The organism is Paraburkholderia sp. 2C (genome assembly GCF_054589215.1).
Genome location: NZ_BAAILL010000071.1, coordinates 162702 through 181176, shown reverse-complemented (window position 1 = coordinate 181176; position 18475 = coordinate 162702). Strand labels below are relative to the sequence as shown.

General features: G+C 59.2%; 14 protein-coding genes. 8 read left to right on the top strand and 6 right to left on the bottom strand.

Annotation, left to right across the window (positions count from 1 at the left end):
• The coding region (locus ACYPXD_RS33110) for an FAD-dependent oxidoreductase (RefSeq protein WP_459722405.1) at positions 1-1523 on the bottom strand (1523 nt) is incomplete at its 3' end.
• Positions 1524-2215: 692 nt separating this feature from the next.
• On the opposite strand from ACYPXD_RS33110, the gene ACYPXD_RS33105 reads away from it, so the two are divergent.
• Positions 2216-3007, top strand: a complete 792-nt coding sequence (locus ACYPXD_RS33105; RefSeq protein ID WP_459722402.1) for a hypothetical protein — start codon at positions 2216-2218, stop codon at positions 3005-3007.
• A gap of 130 nt (positions 3008-3137) precedes the next feature.
• On the opposite strand, the gene ACYPXD_RS33100 is transcribed toward ACYPXD_RS33105, so the two are convergent.
• On the bottom strand, positions 3138-4229 hold the full coding sequence (locus tag ACYPXD_RS33100) for a catalase family peroxidase (RefSeq protein ID WP_459722399.1): 1092 nt from the start codon (positions 4227-4229) through the stop codon (positions 3138-3140).
• A 223-nt stretch (positions 4230-4452) separates the two neighbouring features.
• A complete protein-coding gene (locus ACYPXD_RS33095; protein ID WP_459722396.1) occupies positions 4453-5109 on the bottom strand; it encodes a response regulator transcription factor in 657 nt (218 codons plus the stop codon).
• Between the two features lie 1082 nt (positions 5110-6191).
• On the opposite strand from ACYPXD_RS33095, the gene ACYPXD_RS33090 reads away from it, so the two are divergent.
• Entirely contained in the window at positions 6192-6722 is a 531-nt protein-coding gene (locus tag ACYPXD_RS33090) for an RNA polymerase sigma factor (protein WP_459722393.1), read from the top strand.
• Positions 6723-6758: 36 nt separating this feature from the next.
• Positions 6759-8495, top strand: a complete 1737-nt coding sequence (locus tag ACYPXD_RS33085) for a sensor histidine kinase (RefSeq protein WP_459722390.1) — start codon at positions 6759-6761, stop codon at positions 8493-8495.
• 306 nt (positions 8496-8801) lie between these two features.
• On the opposite strand, the gene ACYPXD_RS33080 is transcribed toward ACYPXD_RS33085, so the two are convergent.
• A complete protein-coding gene (locus ACYPXD_RS33080) occupies positions 8802-9701 on the bottom strand; it encodes a LysR family transcriptional regulator (RefSeq protein WP_459722386.1) in 900 nt (299 codons plus the stop codon).
• Between the two features lie 153 nt (positions 9702-9854).
• Between ACYPXD_RS33080 and ACYPXD_RS33075 the strand changes: the two genes are divergently transcribed.
• The 3 genes from ACYPXD_RS33075 to ACYPXD_RS33065 are packed head-to-tail and all read left to right on the top strand — an operon-like array spanning position 9855 to position 12078.
• Positions 9855-10610 carry an SDR family NAD(P)-dependent oxidoreductase gene (locus tag ACYPXD_RS33075; protein WP_459722383.1) on the top strand — a complete coding sequence of 252 codons (756 nt, stop codon included), beginning with the start codon at positions 9855-9857 and terminating at the stop codon, positions 10608-10610.
• A 49-nt stretch (positions 10611-10659) separates the two neighbouring features.
• Positions 10660-11406, top strand: a complete 747-nt coding sequence (locus ACYPXD_RS33070) for an SDR family NAD(P)-dependent oxidoreductase (protein ID WP_459722378.1) — start codon at positions 10660-10662, stop codon at positions 11404-11406.
• A gap of 39 nt (positions 11407-11445) precedes the next feature.
• Positions 11446-12078 (top strand): glutathione S-transferase family protein, encoded by a 633-nt coding sequence (locus tag ACYPXD_RS33065; RefSeq protein WP_459722375.1) that lies wholly within the window; start codon positions 11446-11448, stop codon positions 12076-12078.
• 64 nt (positions 12079-12142) lie between these two features.
• On the opposite strand, the gene ACYPXD_RS33060 is transcribed toward ACYPXD_RS33065, so the two are convergent.
• Positions 12143-13051: an alpha/beta fold hydrolase gene (locus ACYPXD_RS33060; RefSeq protein ID WP_459722371.1), complete on the bottom strand. Its 909-nt coding sequence runs from the start codon at positions 13049-13051 to the stop codon at positions 12143-12145.
• A gap of 790 nt (positions 13052-13841) precedes the next feature.
• On the opposite strand from ACYPXD_RS33060, the gene ACYPXD_RS33055 reads away from it, so the two are divergent.
• Complete coding sequence (locus ACYPXD_RS33055; protein WP_459722368.1) at positions 13842-16766, top strand: ATP-binding protein; 2925 nt, start codon at positions 13842-13844, stop codon at positions 16764-16766.
• Between the two features lie 110 nt (positions 16767-16876).
• On the top strand, positions 16877-17779 hold the full coding sequence (locus tag ACYPXD_RS33050; RefSeq protein WP_459722365.1) for a helix-turn-helix domain-containing protein: 903 nt from the start codon (positions 16877-16879) through the stop codon (positions 17777-17779).
• Positions 17780-17812: 33 nt separating this feature from the next.
• On the opposite strand, the gene ACYPXD_RS33045 is transcribed toward ACYPXD_RS33050, so the two are convergent.
• Complete coding sequence (locus ACYPXD_RS33045; protein ID WP_459722362.1) at positions 17813-18454, bottom strand: response regulator transcription factor; 642 nt, start codon at positions 18452-18454, stop codon at positions 17813-17815.
• Positions 18455-18475 lie beyond the last annotated feature (21 nt).

Sequence of the window (18475 nt, the reverse complement as noted above, 5' to 3'; positions counted from 1 at the left end):
AGCAGATGGTGCTCGCGGATCGCCTTGCGCACTTCGCCGTGATTGTGGTCCGTGCAGCCGCACACGGCCTTCGTCTTCGGCGGCTCCTGGAAGTTCACGCCGACCGTGCTCATCAGGATCTGTTCGACGAGCCCCGTGCACGAGCCGCACGAGCTCGACGCCTTGGTGTGCTTCTTCACGTCGTCGAGCTTAAACAGGCCCTTTTCGGTGATCGCCCTGACGATCGTGCCCTTGCATACGCCGTTGCAGCCGCATACTTCGTCGCTGTCGGCCATTGCGGCCGCGCGGCTTTGCCCCTGCACGCCCGCGTCGCCGACGCTCGATTCGCCGAACATGATGTGATCGCGCAGTTCGCCGAGCTTGCGGCCTTCGCGCAGCAGCTTGAAGTACCAGGCGCCGTCGGCGGTGTCGCCGTACAGGCAGGCGCCCACCAGCTGGTCGTCCCTGATCACGAGCTTCTTGTAGACCCCGCCCGCGGGGTCCGACAGCACGATTTCCTCGGTGCCTTCGCTGCCCATGAAGTCGCCCGCGGAGAACAGGTCGATGCCGGTTACTTTCAGCTTTGTCGACAGCACCGAGCCCGTATACTTACCGGTGTCTCTGCACGCAAGATGACTCGCGGCCACACGCGCCTGCTCATAAACGGGTGCAACAAGGCCATAGGCGACACCGCGATGGCTCGCGCATTCGCCGACCGCGTAGATGTGCGGATCTGAGGTCTGCAACGCATCGCCGACAACGATGCCGCGATTGCAGTGCAATCCGGCGGCTTCGGCGAGCGCTGTGTTCGGCCGGATGCCCGCGGCCATCACGACGAGGTCCGCGGGAATCGCGTCGCCGTTGCTAAAGATCACAGCCGATACTTCCCCCGCCGCCTTGCCGGCAAATTCCGCAGTCGCTGTATTGAGCAGGAATTTGAGCCCGCGTGCTTCGAGCGAGCGTTGCAGCAGCCGGCCCGCGGTCGCATCGAGCTGCCGCTCGAGCAGCGTATCGGCAAGGTGCACGACGGTCACGTCCATGCCGCGCAGCTTCAGGCCGTTCGCGGCCTCGAGCCCGAGCAGGCCGCCGCCGATCACGACCGCGTGACGTTTCACCGCGGCCGTGTCGATCATCGTCTGCGTATCGTAGATGTCGCGATAGCTGATCACGCCCTTGAGCGTATTGCCGGGCACCGGCAGGATGAACGGCGTCGAGCCGGTCGCGATCAGCAGGCGCTCGTACGGCGCTTCGGTGCCATCGGTGGCGATCACCTTGCGGCGCACGCGGTCGATCTTCCCGACGGTCTTGCCCAGGTGCAGGCGAATGCCGTTCTGCCCGTACCACTCGAGCGGATTGAGCACGATGTCGCTGAAGGTCTGCTCGCCCGCGAGTACCGGCGAAAGCAGGATACGGTTGTAGTTCGGGTGCGGTTCGGCGCCGAAGACCGTGATGTCGTATTGATCGGGCGCGATCGTCAACAGTTCTTCGAGCGTGCGGATGCCGGCCATGCCGTTACCGATGACGACGAGTCGGGGTTTGCTCACCATACCTGCTTTAGTGCGGAGACGAACCGTGGCTTCATGCTCGATACAAGGGGTCACGGCCAATCTCCAGCAATGAAAATACGGTAGTTCTACGCCTACTGCAATGGACGTCTGGCGCTGCTCTTTTCATTCCTTGATCGATTATATGAACGCTCTTGAGATTGAATCGACACGGCATCTGGAAAAGGGCCCTTTACCGAGCAGAATGGAATAATTCAGTCTGCTACGTGTTTGCACAGCCGAACACCCGACGCGCATCTGATTCCATCTGTTCAACGAATTTTCATTTCTTTATCTCGTGGAAACAATAGATGTTGGCGACCACTTGCCGTCGCAAAGCAGTCGTCGCGCCTGATCGAAGAATGTCGGCAGGTGCCGGGCTGTCGCGAGTGCCCGGCTACACGGCGTGCCGCCCGGAAATTTGGACCTAGCGTACCAATCCGCGCGTTCGTTGCCGGCGCCGCAGTTTCGTAGGTCACGAGAGGCATGACTTTTCGAACGCCATTCTGTGGATAAACAGACTGGCTAATCGAAGGACATTCGGAGAAACGTCATGCATATCGGCAAGCAAGCGGTGGTGATCGGCGCGGGAATGGGGGCTGACCGCCGCGCGGGCACTCGTCGGCAGTTTCGACAAGATCATTGTGCTTGAGCGTGACGCCCTGCCTCACGCGATAGCGTCGCGTCCAGGCGTGCCACAAGACCGGCATCCGCATCAATTGCTGCCGGCCGGCCTCGAAGCGCTGAATGATCTTTTTCCCGGCTACACGGCGGCGATGCAAGCGGCGGGTGCGAAAGTCGATGATTTCGGATTGGGTGTCGTCTACGAATTTCCGGGGCAGGGACCACTGCCGGCGCGCTCGCTTGGCATCGCGCTGCTGAAAGCGTCGCGCCCGTTGATCGAAGGGATTTTGCGGCGCCACGTCGAACGCGAAAGCGACATCGCGATCTACGACGGGCGCCGCGTGACCGAGATCGTGCCGACGCCGGATGGCAATGCGGTCGCTGCGATCCGATGCGAAACACGCGATGGCGCAACCGAGACCTATGAGGCGGATCTTGTGATCGACGCCTCGAGCCGCGGCGAACTGACGCTCGCCTTGCTGCGTGCGACCGGACGCGCCGCACCGGAAGAAACGACGATCGGCGTCGACTTCACCTATTCAACGGCGCTGGTCGAATTCGACGAAAATCATCAACCGCCGTGCGACACGGTCGATAACATCTGGGTGCTGTCGGCCATGCCCGATCTTGCATACCCCGATACGCGCGGCGCGCGGCCCGAAAATCTGGAGGAGGCGTCGCAATATAACGTCGCGATCCACCGTGCTGCGTATCTGGATGCGGAGATACACGAGCGGCTCTTCAATGTCATCGCGCTGCTCGAGCCGGTGTCGGAGATTCAATCGGAAGACGTGGTCGAGAAGGTCAAGCGACTCGCGGCGGAATTCGATGCGTCGCATGATCGCTCAGGCGTGAGGTAGCGCTACACAGCATTGAGACGTGGCATGGAAAACCCCCCGTGTCGTTCTCGGCAGCATCGGAAGGAGCGGGATGGCCGAACCGCGGACGCCAATTGCATCTCAATGCCTGGCGTCCCATGGCCGGCTTTGTTTACAGATCGCGCAGACGTCGCGCGTATGACAATCCATATGACGGAGAGCGGAATAGCAAAATCGGATCGTCACTCGGTTCGATGCCATCGGCCATTACGAGCGGATCGAAGTTAATGCCGTAGCTCGGCGCCTGTTCCTGCGGCATCGCTTCGGTCAACGTCAGGGTGCCGGCATTGAACTCCTTGCGATTTGCCGGCCATAGCACGGTCGGGTTGATTATCGGATCACCGGGTTCGCCGACCGACACGATCATGTCCCACTGCACCGGCCCGCGCTTGACGCGCTCCATCAACGCCGCGTGCAGGAAGTCCTTCGGCGCCTTCGCGACCTGTTCGTCGGTCAGATTCTTTTCGCCATCGCGCGGCACGAAGCGCCAGCGGACCATCGTTGCCTTGCCGTCGTTGCCGACGAACTTGAACGTGTGAATGCCGAAAAATGGACAATTTGCGTAGCTGACCGGGGGATTCACCGTACCGAGGTAGTGTGCCTGCGCATCGTTGTCGTGGTGGCTCTTCAGGAATGCGTCGAAGCGCGCCGGGTCCGGCTTGCCGGTTGCAGGGTCGGGTGTCAGCGCGAAGAATTTGTCGATGAACGTCTTCGGCATCGTCGCAAAAAAGATTGGCGTATGCAGCATTGTCATGTGCTGCAAACTGCCGTCGGGCAGGCGGAATTGCAAACCGATGCCGCGTGCACTGCGCTCTGCGTCCGAAGCGTCGGGATCGGCGCCGGCTAGCGAGAAGCGCGCAACGACTTCAATCGTTTCACCGGAAAACAGCAGGGAGCGCGAGTACCCGCGCGCTGCCGGATTGCCGACGAACGAGCCGCGTGCGCCGATACCTTTGGTGTGGTTGCGGCGCTGCCCTTTGTGCACGCCGTACGCGCTTTCCAGTGCGTCAAGCGAGCGTTGAGCTGTCGCTTCGACGTATTCGTCGGCGGGCGCTGGCGTTGAACCGGAATGCGCCGATGCTGCGTAGGCAGACGCCGGCATGATCGCTGGTGCGGCTACGCCCGCTATCGTCAGGCGGCCCGCAGCGTTGAGAAACGAGCGGCGGCTGTTGGGGGAGTTGTCTTTGTCTTGATCGTGGCTCATCGAAAACTGCTCCTTTTAGCAGAGGGGTGACTTCCGCCATCACAAACCGGATCGGATCATCGACTATTCCCTGCGCATCGTTACCGCATGCAAAAAAATTCGGATGTCTTCGTTGAGTTTATGAATTCCTTTCCACATGATTTCAGCGTAGTGTGGAAAAGTGGCTTGCCCGTGGGGCCGATCACGACAGAGTGGCGTGATGCGCCGCACGCCGAGGCGAAGCCTACCGGAGCTTCGACCGATCCGATGGCATCGGCAGGTTGAGTGCCTGAGCCTTGCGCACGAGGTCGACGGCCGAGCGTGCGGCCATCTTGTCCATCGCATGCTTGCGATGAATCTTCACAGTGACTTCGCTAATGCCCAGCTCCTTTGCAATCTGTTTGTTCATCAGTCCGGCGACCACATACGACAGCACTTCGCGTTCACGTGGCGTGAGCGATTCGTATCGCTCGCGCAGGTGCTTCAGGTTACGTTCGGCACGTCGCCGTGCACGGTCGAGTTCGATCGCATGTGCGACCGCATCGAGCATATCCTGATCGCGAAACGGCTTCGCGAGAAAATCGATCGCCCCGGCCTTCATCGCCTTGACGGTCATCTCGACGTCGCCGTGGCCTGTCATGAATACGATGGGAATGGGGCTTGCCGTCCTCTTCACCTCGCGCTGCAGGTTCAAGCCGCTTTGCCCCTGGAAGCGCACATCGAGCACGAGGCAACTGCATGCATCAATTCGGTCGAAACGGACAAACTCCTCCGGCGTGGCAAATGTCTTCACCTGCAAGCCCACCGACCGGAACAGACTGCCAAGTGCTTTGCGCAAGGCGCAGTCGTCGTCGACAACGTAGACGACTGGCGGATCTTGTTCGAAGTCCTGATCTTTCATAGCATTTTACCTCTACGCATCATGTAGCTTCTGTCGCGATCTTCGCGGCGGCGACACTCGCTTTCTGGTCGGCAACAGCGGCACGACATCTTCACGCGCCATGCAGTCGACGCCTATTATCAGCACGACGTCACAGGGGTAGGCCGGACGAAGCCGCAGCGCACATTGCAGATCCCTCATTCCGGAGAGAAATGCAATTCGGTTGCCACATCGGATGGTTCGCGATGCAGAGTCTTCGTCGTCGACCGACCTCAAACATGCGCCGCTCGTGTGCCGCACCTTGTCGATAAACGCGTCGTGCATGATGGTAAACGCCATTTACGCAGCTCTCTTCCACTCGTGTGCGAATTTGCGTGACGCAGTGCGCGCTCGACGGTGTCCCGAAGCCGTCCGTCTGGTCGCGGCAGCGGAGCCGTGTTTTCGCGCCTCTTCGCAGGTAGGGAAGGGGCGACGGGTATCGTCGACCGTGCCGCTTGTGTTCGTTGATCTCTCGCCTGACGCCGGCATCGCTGTTCGCATCGCTTATCGCAGGAGAATTCATCGTGTCTGCGACGATGTCCTGCGGGAAGGGGCCCGTATTCGTCCGTATCGGCACTGCCAATAGCGTGTGCTGTCGTTCCCGACAACGTGAGCGTACGGGTTTGGGCGAGCGCTACCCATTCTTCGTGCGGATGCGGAGCCGTTCTCCATAAGGGCGCGGTCTTAATACCTTGGTATCGGTTTGAGGATGATCTTTCCGCATGAGCGGGGATAGGTAGCGGGACTGGACATGGCATGGAAGGCAAAGCAAGCAGTTGGCTCCTCGACGACGCGCGCAGACGACTGCATTTGCAGCACGCCGTGGCAGACGTCGACTCTGCACGCTTTATTACGGTCGACCTGCAACCAATACCAAGGTATGAGTAGCCAGGACTTTCGTTGAATAACCACGCATCCGCAGGGAGAATGGGTAGAACTCGCGAAAATGCATATGCTCCCTCCGTCAAGGTCGGATGGCCGTTCCGCCGATGCACGTGCCTCGGGGTGCCGCGCCGCTGCCGCGCGCCGATGAAGCATTCGAACCACGAACGAAGCGAATTGCAATGTCGAGTCACGTTCCATTCCCCGTCGGCTGCACCATTCATGATCTGCCCTCACACTTGCCTGATTTGCGGCGCTACGCGCTCAGGCTGATCCGCTGCCGCGTGCGGGCCGACGATCTAGTCCAGGATACCGCCGAGCGCGCACTGCGCTACGCGCATTCGTTCACGCCCGGCACGGATTTACGCAAGTGGCTTCTCGCCATCATGCACAACGTGTTTCTCAGTGAAGTGCGGCGCGCTGGCCGCTTACCATGCAGTTCGCTCGACGACATGTCGTATAGCGACTCGACCGCGCTCGGCAGCGCCGAGTCGCGCTGGGCTGAACTGTACGACCTGCGCCATGCGCTACAGCATCTTCCGGGCGATCAGCGCGACGTGATCCTGATGATCGGTATCGAATGCATGACTTACGAAGGCGTCGCGGCACACCTGGAAATCCCCGTTGGCACGGTGATGTCGCGCCTGTCGCGCGGCCGGCGGCGGCTGCGCCAGCTATTGTCGGGTGATCGAAGCGATCTGGAAGATTGCTGAAGTATCAACCCCGCCATCTACCGGAAGGAGTGTGAGATGTTCGTGCGCCGTCGAGAAAGTGCCACGACGAAGCTACTCGAGCAACGGCAACCTTGGATCCGCGAAGAATCCGGGTCAGTCGCGCCGCATGGCGAATTTGGCGCATCGATAGGATCTTCTGAGTTAGATGCCATGCTTAAGGCCTCGTTGGCCATTTCTGGAGAGATCGTTCTCGAATTGCTCATTCATGCTTTCCTGCGAATGACGCTTGAGCACGGTCAAGCCCAGCGCGGCGTTCTGATCCTTCTGCGCGACGGCGAGATACGCATTGCCGCAGATGCGATCGTCCAAAACGGAATGGTCGAGGTAGCACTTTGCCAGGCGCCCAGCCAGGATTCTGAAATTCCCTTGACGGTGGTTCACAGCGTTATCCGGACAAGACGCGCGCTCGTTCTTGATATGGCGTACACGCACCCTGTATTCGGTGAAGATCCTTACGTCAAGCGATCGAAACTGAAATCGGCACTATGCATGCCGATTGCAAAGCAGGAAAATTTATCGGGTGTTTTATATCTTGAGAGCAACCTGACAGCGGGTGCGTTTACAGAGAATCGGGTGTCCATACTTGGGTTTCTTGTATCGCAGGCGGCGATCTCTCTCGAGAACGCATACCTGTACGAGGACCTGCAGCGCAGCGAGGCGTTTCTTGCTGAAGGACAGCGTTTGAGTCACACCGGCAGTTGGAGCTGGGATCTCGCAAATGGAAGGCTCACATGGTCGGACGAGCATTGCCGGATTTTTGGTGCAACGCCGAATAGTTCCTTCACGCCAACATGCAACTTCTTCCTGTCTCGTATCCATTCCGAGGACCGACGTTACGTTAAGCAAAGTCTTGCCTCAGCCGTGCGTGCGCAACATCGATTTACTTTGCATTTTCGTGCTTCACTTCCGGATGGATCAACCAGATTCCTGCATGGCGTGGGCTACCCGCGGAAGAGTAAAAATGGAAATGTCGAAGAATACATCGGTACAACGATAGACCTGACCGAGCGAAAGCTCGCTGAAGAAGCATTGCGCGATGCTCACGCTGAATTGGCGCGTTCCGCCAAGCTGGCCGCGACGGGAGAATTGCTGGCGGCGATCGTTCATGAAACCAGTCAGCCGATAACTGCTATCGGCGCATCTGCGGGTGCGGCGCTACGTTGGCTTGACCGCGCTACACCCGAAGTCGATGAGGCTCGCGTGATGCTACGCCAGATTGTCAGCGACAGCGTCCGGACACGGGACGTCATCAGGGGGCTTCGCGCCCTGCTCAAAAACGTGGGACCCGAACGCGCTGCCTTTGATATCAATGACGCGATCCGGGAAGTGCTCTCATTCATGAAGGCACAGTTGGACGCCAACGGCGTTAGTGTTGGCGACGCACAGATTAAAGGGCAGCGATTTGTCAAAGGCGATCGAACGCAGATCCAACAGATAATCTTGAATCTGGTGGTGAATGCGAGCGAGGCCATGAGTGACGTGGTCGGGCGCGACAGAAAACTGACTGTGAGCACTTCGACCCGGGAGAATACTGTCTTTGTTAATGTGGAAGATACAGGCCCTGGGGTCAGCGAGGCGATATTGGAGAGAGTATTCGAAGCCTTCACAACCACCAGGGCAAGCGGGATGGGAATGGGACTGGCAATTTCTCGCGCCATCGCCGAGGCTCATCAGGGCGCTCTCGTGGCATTGACTCGTCCTGGCTACGGCGCGATCTTCCAACTCACGTTGCCTTCGATATCGGTTGACTGAAACGACGAGACATTTCGCAATCGGCTTCGAGCAGATACCTCGGTATGAGTGACATGACGGGCATTTCCATGTGCCAATGGCGGACCGCGCGTCAGGTCAGGTGTCTTATCACCCGTCCAGCGATTCATATGAGCACATAGGGGCTCGCCGCGACGTTACTACCGTGCGTTGGATAGCTGTGGCGACGGACGGCCATCGAACGCAGGGTGATTGCCCGTTCTGGGCTGATCGTCGGTGCATGGCTACCGGGCGTTCCGGGTTTGCGGCACTGGCGGGCGATAAGACTGGCCGGACTGCGCTTCGGCGTCACGCGGAACGCTTCACGATCCTCGAAATCAACTCGTCCACGCGCGACAGAAACAAACTGACAATCGGCGCCGTATTGCGCGGGCTATAACCCACGACCAGTTCGATGCTCGGGACATCCCCTTCGAGCGGCCGGCTCACGACCGACCACGGCATCAGGTTTTGCACATAGGCCGGTATCAGCGTGACGGCGCGCATCGAAGCAATCAGCGACATCACCATCGCCGGATTGTCGACGCTTTGCGCGATATCCACTTCGACGCCCGACTTCGCCAGCCAGGCGTCGATCACCTGTCTGAGCACCTTGGCCTTGTCGGCCATCGCGATGAACGGCTCATGCCGGAGCGCCTCCGGGCGCACGGTCTTGTGCGCGGTCAATGGATGATCGCTCGGCATCAGCACGACGAGCGGTTCGCGAGTGACCACTTTGTATTCGAGGCCGTATCCGGGCTCGGCTCGCATGAACGCCACGTCAAGCTTGCCGTGCGCCAATGCGGCGGCCAGTTCCGTCGAATAGTCGCTCGATACGGTGACCTCGATGTTGGGCAACTCCTCGCGCAACAGGTGCATGGCGTCGGTCAGCCAGGTCATTTCCTGACCGGTCAGAAAGCCCAGCGCAAAGCGCGACTTGGCCGGCTGCGCCGCACGCCGTGCCGCCTCCACGGCTGCCTCCACCTGAGCCATCGCGAGCCGCGCATGATCGATAAAGGCCTTGCCCGCATCGGTCAGTTCGACGCCGCGCGCACTGCGCAGCAGCAGTTCCACGCCGACCTGATCTTCGAGGTCGCGAATTTGCCGGCTTAACGACGGTTGCGAAGTGTGCAGCCGTTTCTCCGCCGCCTCCGTGAGGCTGCCCGTTTCGGCGACCGCAATGAAATACCGCAGATGACGCAGTTCCATGGTTCCTCGCCCCATGCCTGTCAGGCATGCCACCCAGCTTTCAAAGTCTTTTTCATCGACGCAGGAAGTGCCTAGATTAACTCCTGTAGCCACTTTCCTCGCCGCGAACGAAAACACCTCATGCGTCGCAGCGATACCTTACAGGAGTTTCTCATGAACCGCCCGAACCGCCCCGTCGTCCTCATCACCGGCGCATTGACCGGCATCGGCCGTGCCACCGCTATCGCTTTTGCTCGTGCCGGAGCACGGCTCGTCGTCTCGGGCCGCCGGCCTGCCGAAGGCGCCGCCCTCGAGGCTGAATTGCGTGAACTGGGCGCTGAAGCCTTCTTCGTGCAGGCCGACGTGCGCCGCGACGAGGACGTCCGCGGTCTCGTCGATCAGGCCGTTTCCCGCTTCGGCAGGCTGGACGTCGCAGTGAACAATGCCGGCACGGAAGGCACGCCCGGGCCCGTCACCGAGGTGTCCGCGGACACCTATGCCGGTACCTTCGATACCAACGTGCTCGGCGTGCTGTTAAGCCTCAAGCACGAACTGCGCGTCATGACGGGCCAACGTTCCGGCAGCGTCATCAATATTTCGTCGACCTACGGGCATGAAGGTGCGGCCTATGCCGCGATTTACGCGGGCAGCAAGCACGCCGTCGAAGGGTTCACCAAATCGACGGCGCTCGAGGTGGCCAGCACGGGCGTGCGTGTCAATGCGGTCGCGCCGGGACCGACCGACACCGGCATGCTCGACCGCTTTACCGGCACTCCGGAGAGGAAGGCGGTGCTGGCAGGCAGCGTGCCGCTTGCGCGGATCGGCAACCCGGCGGACATCGCCGCGGCGGTGCTCTACCTGGCATCCGACGGTGCGGCATTCGTCACCGGGCAGATCGTCTCGGTCGACGGCGGCAAGACCGCTGGCTGATCCGCGTGTTCCTTCTTCCCCTACCGTCTGACACCAGGAGTATCGAATCATGAACCCGTTATCGGGCAAGACCGCGCTGGTAACCGGCGCGTCGCGCGGCATCGGCCGCGCCAGCGCGCTTGCGCTGGCGAAGGCAGGCGCCCAGGTGCTGGTGCACTATGGCCGCGGCGCGCAGGAGGCCGACGCCGTCGTCGCGGAGATACGGCAAGCGGGAGGCACATCCGAGAAGATTGCCGCCGACCTGCGCGCTGCCGATGGTCCACACCTCCTCGCGCAGCGGACGCGCGCGATTGTCGGCGGCCGCCTCGACATCCTCGTGGCCAATGCGGGTATCTCCGGCGCGGCGACGATTGAGGAGACGAGCGTCGAACTTTTTGACGACCTGTTCGCGGTCAATGTGCGCGCGCCGTTTTTTCTCGTTCAGCAGCTGCTGCCGGTGATGTGCAAGGGCAGCAGCATCGTGTTGCTTTCGTCGCTGGCCGCGCACGCGGCGCTCGGCACGCTGTCGGCCTATGCGGCCACCAAGGGCGCCATCGACACGCTTGTCAAACATTTCGGCGCCGCGCTCGGCGAACGGGGCATCCGCGTCAACGCGGTCGCACCCGGTGTGGTGCCGACCGACATGTCCAGCTTCGCAAAAACTGAAGCAGGACGAAACTTCGCGGTCGGCATTCAGGCGCTCAAGCGCATGGCGCAACCGGACGACATCGGCGCGGCGGTGGCCTTCCTCGCCTCCGACGAAGCGCGCTGGATTACCGGCGATACCTTGCATGTGGACGGCGGATCGAAGCTCTGATCACAACGTCGCATCTCAATCTCAAACGGAGAAAAAATCATGAAGCTGTATCACGCCAGCGGCTCGCCCAATTCGCGCCGCGTTCGCATCCTGCTTGCGGAAAAAGGACTCGACATTCCGCTCGTTCCTGTCGATCTCGGGAATAAGGAACAGTTTTCGGATGCCTACCGCGCCGTCAATCCGCGTGTGGTCGTACCGACTCTCGTGCTCGACGACGGCACGGCCATCGGCGAAACGCCCGTCATCATGCGCTATCTCGACGATGCCTTTGCACAGACACCGTTGTTTGGAACCACGGCGCAGGAAAAAGCGATCGTTGCGATGTGGGAGCGACGCGCGGAGACTGAAGGATTTGCCGCGGTGATGGAAGGCGTGCGCAACGCGGCGGCGGGGCTAAAGGGCCGTGCCGTTTCCGGGCCGCACGGATACGAACAGATTCCCGAACTGGTCGAGCGCAGCAAGCAGCGCGTGGCGAATTTCTATGGCGATCTCGAGGAGCGGCTGTCGAGCGTCCCGTTCGTTGCGGGCGAGCACTATACGGCCGCCGACATCACGGCGCTGGTTGCAGTGGATTTCGCTACCCGCGCGTTTGCGATGCCGATCCCTGATCTTCATGTCGCTGTCAGGAGATGGTACGAACGGGTTTCCACACGCCCGAGCGCGGCGGCTTGATGCGCTGTTTGGCTTCACGGGGCGCGAGTCGACGAAGTACAACAATCGGCGCGCCCGCTTCTCGCTAGCCAGTATTGCGCTTCAAGAAGCCACGTATCAGCGGCACCATCTCGTCTAGCTTGTCTTCGAGCGCAAAGTGCCCGGTATCTAGCAAATGGAACTCGACATCGGGTAGGTCCCGTTTGTAGGGATGCGCACCGTCGGCGGGGAAAATGTAGTCGTTCTTGCCCCACACGATAAGCATCGGCGGCTTGTGTTCGCGGAAGTAGGATTGGAGCTTGGGATACAGCGGCAGATTGGTTCGATAGTCGTAAAACAGGTCGAGCTGGATGTCGTTGTTGCCTGGCCTATCCAATAGCGCCTGGTCGTGAACCCAGTTGTCCGGCGAAATGCGCGTCGTATCGGAGACGCCATCGGTGTACTGGAAGATGGTTGTTTTGAGCGTAAGCAACGGAGCAAGCGCCTGGCGGCTGCTTGCTGCGCCGTCGTTCCAGTAAGCCTTGATGGGGTCCCAGAATTCCTTCAGCCCTTCATCGTACGCATTGCCGTTTTGCACAATGAAGCCGGCGACACGCTCCGGGTGCGCCAGCGCAATACGCCATCCGACCGGTGCGCCATAGTCCATGACATACATGAAGTACCGGGCCGCGCCTAGTTGAGCTAGCAGCCCGTCGACCGCTTTGGCGAAATTGTCGAACGTGTAGGCATATTCACGGCGGTCTGGTGAATCGCTTTGGCCGTACCCTGGATAGTCTGGTGCGATAACCCGGTACGTGTCCGCGAGCGCAGGAATAAGTCTCCGGAACATGTGCGAAGACGTGGGAAAGCCGTGCAGTAAGAGCACGACCGGGCCGTCCTTGGGGCCGGCTTCGCGAAAGAACAGCTTTACTTCACCCACTTCCGCAAATCGATGATGGACGACCGGGATTGTGTCGTTAGCCTGGTCGCGACTGCTCAGCGCTTGTTGCTCCATTGCACGGCTCCGTAGAGGAGCGGGTAGCCATCCCCTGATGCGCGTGGTTGTGCGTTTCGTTCAACATCGCATGTCCGCCGACTCCGCACATGCGTGAATCAGGCTTGGACTAACCCCTCGCTACGATTGATCCTTCAGTGGAGCGGATCATCGTGGCGTTCACGGCCGCAACAGAGGACGCAAGGCGGTGAGGCATCTACCGCATCGACCGCAGGGGCCACAAGGTGGAGTCTCCCGCATGGTTGGACAGCGGAACTTAACCTTAGCACTCCACGCGTGGTTCGTTTTGTCATATGCACGTTTCGCTGACTGGCATCGTGCGGTTTTGAAAATCCCGAGCTTTTCGTGTGCGACTGCAGCGGGATTTAGCGAGTCGAGATTTTGAGTCAGTAAGTCGCGATGCTGGTCTGATACCGGTCTGCGCCGGGGCGAGATTGCTGGCCGGAAAGTGCTGATAGCCAATTGTCCGCCGAATGTCGTGAAATTGCAGGAAAAATCGGTAAATTTCGGGAGCGAGAAACGTGCGATGACGAAACAATATGATGGTTGAGGCCGCGTTCTGCCCCACGCGGAGAGCCGTGAAAGGAAGTGGTCTGGAAAGCAGTGCGGATGGCGCTCCGAATCCTGGGACGTCGTCTCATGCTTTCAGCGACTAAACACGGTGCGTCAACGGCCATTTCGCTTTGGGCCGCCAGGATGCAAAAGATCGTCATCGAATGCGGGGCTGCCGGGCAGAATCAATCGTTGCGGCGTGGTGGATCAGGAGCGTCATTTACCAGGGCTCGAACGTATGATTCGGATCGGCTCCATAGAAGTGGACCTCGAACGTCGGCAGTTGCTGCGGGACGGTGCCCCGCTGCAAGTCGGGAGTCGCGCGTTCGACATCCTTGCGGTCCTGATCGAGGCACGCGGAAATCTGGTGCTTAAAAATGACTTGCTACGGCAGGTCTGGCCTCTCACGTTCGTCGAGGAAAACAATCTGCACGTGCAGATGTCGAGATTGCGTTACTTGCTCGGCGACAGTCGAGCGCTCCTCCAGACAGTAGCTGGACGTGGTTATCGGCTTTCCGGCACGGAAGTGCAGCAGATCGAGGCAGGCGGATCGCCAGATCGGCCGACCGGATCGGCGGCGAGCAGTCAGCGGAATGTGCCCAATAATCTACCCGAGCGGGCATCCGACATCATTGGCCGTGATGACGCCACCCTCGACATCATTAATGCACTTGAGACGAACAGGCACGTAACGCTGACAGGCGCTGGCGGAATCGGAAAGACGACGCTCGCCATTGAAGTCGCGTACAAAGCACTCGCCTCCTTTACAGACGGCGTGTACTGGATCTCTTTGGCATCTGCGACCGATTATCACAGTGTGCTGGACGCCGCATCGAAGGCAATCGGTATCAATCCGGCCGATGGACCGCTGTCTTTCGCCCGCATAGGTAAAGAACTTCGCGGCGTTCGGATGCTTTTCGTTATAGACAACTGTGAGCAGGTGGCTCCCGTGGCAGCCGAACTGGCAGAATCGCTAACCACGGTATTTAGCGATGCTCGGGTAATCGCAACGAGCCGTGAGTCCATTAAAGCGGCAGGAGAGCACGTTTACCGCGTGGGTCCGCTTCACGTGTCTGAGCAACCGGATCTTACTGGAGATGTTTTACCGGGTGGCGCGGTTCAGTTGTTTCTTGCGCGCGCACAGGCGCTGGATGCGCTGTTTCCTGTCGACCGACGTAGCACCGAGCTCATTCGCACCATATGCCGCCGGCTTGACGGCATTCCTCTTGCCATCGAACTGGCTGCGGCACGCGCAACGGTCCTCGGCGTTGAAGTTCTCGCGAACCGACTTGACGATCGATTTCGCGTACTCACCGGCGGTAGCCGTTCTGTCCTGCCCCGGCACCAAACGCTCAGAGCGACCTTTGACTGGAGCTACGCGCTGCTTGACGACGTCGAGCGCACCACATTCCGACGCCTGAGCATATTTTCCGCGGGATTTTCGATGCCTGCCGCCATCGCGGTCGCTATCGATGATTCGCTGGACGAATATGACATCGTTCGCGCAGTCTCGGGGCTGGTAGAGAAATCATTGATCGTGCGGCCGACCGGCGAACATGATCTTGCATACCGACTTCTGGAGACGACCCGCTCGTATGCTCAAGAGAAGCTCGAGCATAACGGAGAACGGCGCAAAGCGAGGCTCGGTCACGCAAATTACTTGATTACCCTGCTCGACACGGAATGGGCTCGCAGTCAGGACTATGGGACAGCAACGTGGCAACGCAACATGCGCCATCTGCTTGACGATCTGCGGACGGCTTCGGCGTGGGCGCTTTCTCCCGCGGGAGACAAATCAGTTGGTGAATCGCTCGCGGTGCGCCTTGTATGGCTTCTGTTCGAGTTGTCATTGGTCAACGAGTGCTGCGTCTGGGCGCGGCGATCACTGGTCGCGATGCAAAGCTGGTACGACCCTGGCATCGGGACGTCGCGCTTTAAGCGTGTTCGTCTACAGGTGCAGGCGGCGCTTGCCGCGGCCCTCGTGTATGTGAATGGGCCACAAAAGGAGACTTTCTCGACCTGGTCGGAAGTGTTGACGTCAGCGATCGCGCTTGGCGATAAAGCCCTTGAGGCACGGGCTATATGGGGCATGTGGAACGCTTCCCTCGGTTCTGGAGACATTCATGGTTCGGCATCATTCGCCGAACGTTTTTCGAAGCTCGAGTCGCAGTTTGCAGGCACGGATCTCGCTCCGGAGCGTGCAGCGTCAGGGCGGATGCTTGGCGATAGAATCATTGGCACTTCAGCCCATTACGCAGGCGATCAGAATCACGCGTTTGCCGCCCTGCAACGATTTTTGTCGCGAGCACGCGGTGTGCGTTCCTGGATGCCGCTAGGGCGATCCGTTGATCAGGACATCGTCAGCAGTGCGACCTTCTCGCGGGTCGTATGGATGAAGGGAGAACGGGAGCTTGCACTTCGAATTGCCGGGCAATGTGTTACCGCAGCCCGCTCGCAGGAGCAGGCGATCGTAACCTGCCATGTTTTGATAGAGGCCGGTATCCCGATCGCGCTGTTATCGAAGGATCACGCAAGGGCCGCAGAAGCCGTCGAGATGTTGTACGAAACCTCGTCTCGCAACGGCCTTAACATCGCCCGCGCATGCAGTCGGGCTTTCGAGGCCTATCTATTGTCTCTCGATGATGTCAGCGCAGAACACCAGCGAGAATTCCTTGCTGCATTGAAGGACCTGGATAGTCTCGGGTTTGGTGCATTGAATCCGATGTTGTATGCACAGTACGCCATGTCGCTGCTGCATGCTGACCGACGGCATGATGCAATTACGGTGATCGAGGATGTGGCAAAGCGTTGCGAAGAGACGGGGAATGCGTGGTATCTCGCTGAGGTCTACCGCATCCATGGTGAATTGTTGATTGCCAAGCCGCCTGTTGGCGAGCGGGCTTCGAGGCCTGCTGAAACGTCCGTCGCCAAGGAATATTTTAATAAAGCGTTCTCGACGGCGCAGACCCAAGGCGCAGGCTCGTTACAAGTGCGAGCCGCGCTCAGTCTTGCACGCCTGCGGCATTCGTTGGGCCACGGAACCGAGGCGGTCCAGATATTCGATAAGGTGTGCTCAGCCATTCCTGAAGCTCGTCGATGGCAAGAATGTAGGCAGATGGAACGATTGCTCCAGGCGTCACGTCATGCTTTGACACGCGCGTGAAGTGCATTTTTGCAAAGCACACCGGTCTATTTCGATAGTATACATTTCACGCATCACCTCCAGCCGCGACGCTGGGGGTAAGCGCGAGTCATTTTTGCAGGAGAGTAGCGTTGACAGTTTATGCAGCTAGCTCAATAGCAGCACCCGAATTGCACTGGCGTCAGCGGCCGGTAGGACGTCAGCACGAACAGGACTTCCGGGCAACGCTGAGTAAATGGTGCCTGGCTAAGCCGCAGCAACCGCTTGAGTTCCAGCACGATGTCGCCGATGGAACGCATACGATTACCGTCAACAGGACGATTAGCGCCGGACGGTTTCTATACGCAAAGAAAGAGATCGCCTTGAATAAGGTGCCGATTAATTCGTGCCTTCTCGTGCCGCCCGCGGAGCCGACCCGCATCGTGTTCTCCGAAGCAGCTCAGGCATATCGGCTCTATCTTTCGCAGGCGTTGCTGGCCGAATGCCACGAGCACATTTACGGTGTACCGGCTAGCGCCGACATCGTGTTATCCAATATCACATATTTACAGGATGCTAGCGCCCGTCACCTGATCGAGGCGTTATTGCACATTAACGAAGAGAATTCGGCTGCCAATAGCATAATGCTCGAGAGCGTCAGCCTCGCCATTGCGGCCAGATGCCTGTCATTAGATTCACGTCTTCCAAAAGCCAAATCGAGAATAGGTCCGCTTGCAAGGTGGCGTTTAAAGCGTGTGATGGAGTATATCGACGCGCATTTGTATGAGCAAATTTACCTGTTCGATCTGAGTAATGTCGCAGGTTTGACGCGCATGCACTTCTCGACGCAGTTTCGTCTGGCAACTGGCGTCACGCCCAATGCGTTTGTCCTGAGAATGAAGATAGGGCGTGCGCAGCAACTGCTTGCGGAAAGCAGCTTATCCATCCTGGAAATATCCGAGCTGCTAAGTTTCAAGAGTCAAAGCCACTTTGCCGTTGTCTTCAAGAATATTACGGGCCTGACGCCTTCCCGCTGGCGAACGGCTTCGAAGTAGGCATCTGTTCGACATCGCCAACAACCAACTCCTTCATACCGAACGTGCGGACATATCGAGCTCCGTTGCTTTGCGCACGAGTTCCGCTAACGACGTTGCGTTCATCTTTCGCATCACGGAAGCGCGATGCATTTTGACCGTTATCAGGCTCAAGCCGAGGCGTCGCGCAATGTCCTTGTTTTGTGCTCCATCAACGATGAAATCCATTACCTGGCGTTGACGATCCGTCAACGACCGGTACAGATCCCTGAGTTCCCGATGCATGTCCTGCGCGTCCCGTCTGGTTCTGTCGACCAGAATGGCCGCACCAACAGCGTCGATCAGTTCCTGGTCGGCGAACGGTTTGACAAGAAAGTCGATTGCGCCAGCTTTCATCGCACGTCTGCACATTTCGACATCGGCAAAACCCGTGATGAATATGATGGGAGCCTTTAGCATGTCGCGGCTACGCTGATGAAACATCAGCCCGCTCTCGCCGCGTAGACGAATGTCGATGATCACGCAGTTCGGCATTTGCTCGAAATCCTTTGCGGTGAAATCCTGGGTACCGGCAAAGGTCCGGACATGCCAGCCGACCGAGCGAAGCAGCGAATCGAGAGAAACGCAAATCTCAGGATCGTCATCAACCACATAGACGATAGGCACGGTGCGATCTTCGCTAAAGGACGTTTCCATTTTGTCGACCTGAGTGTCTGT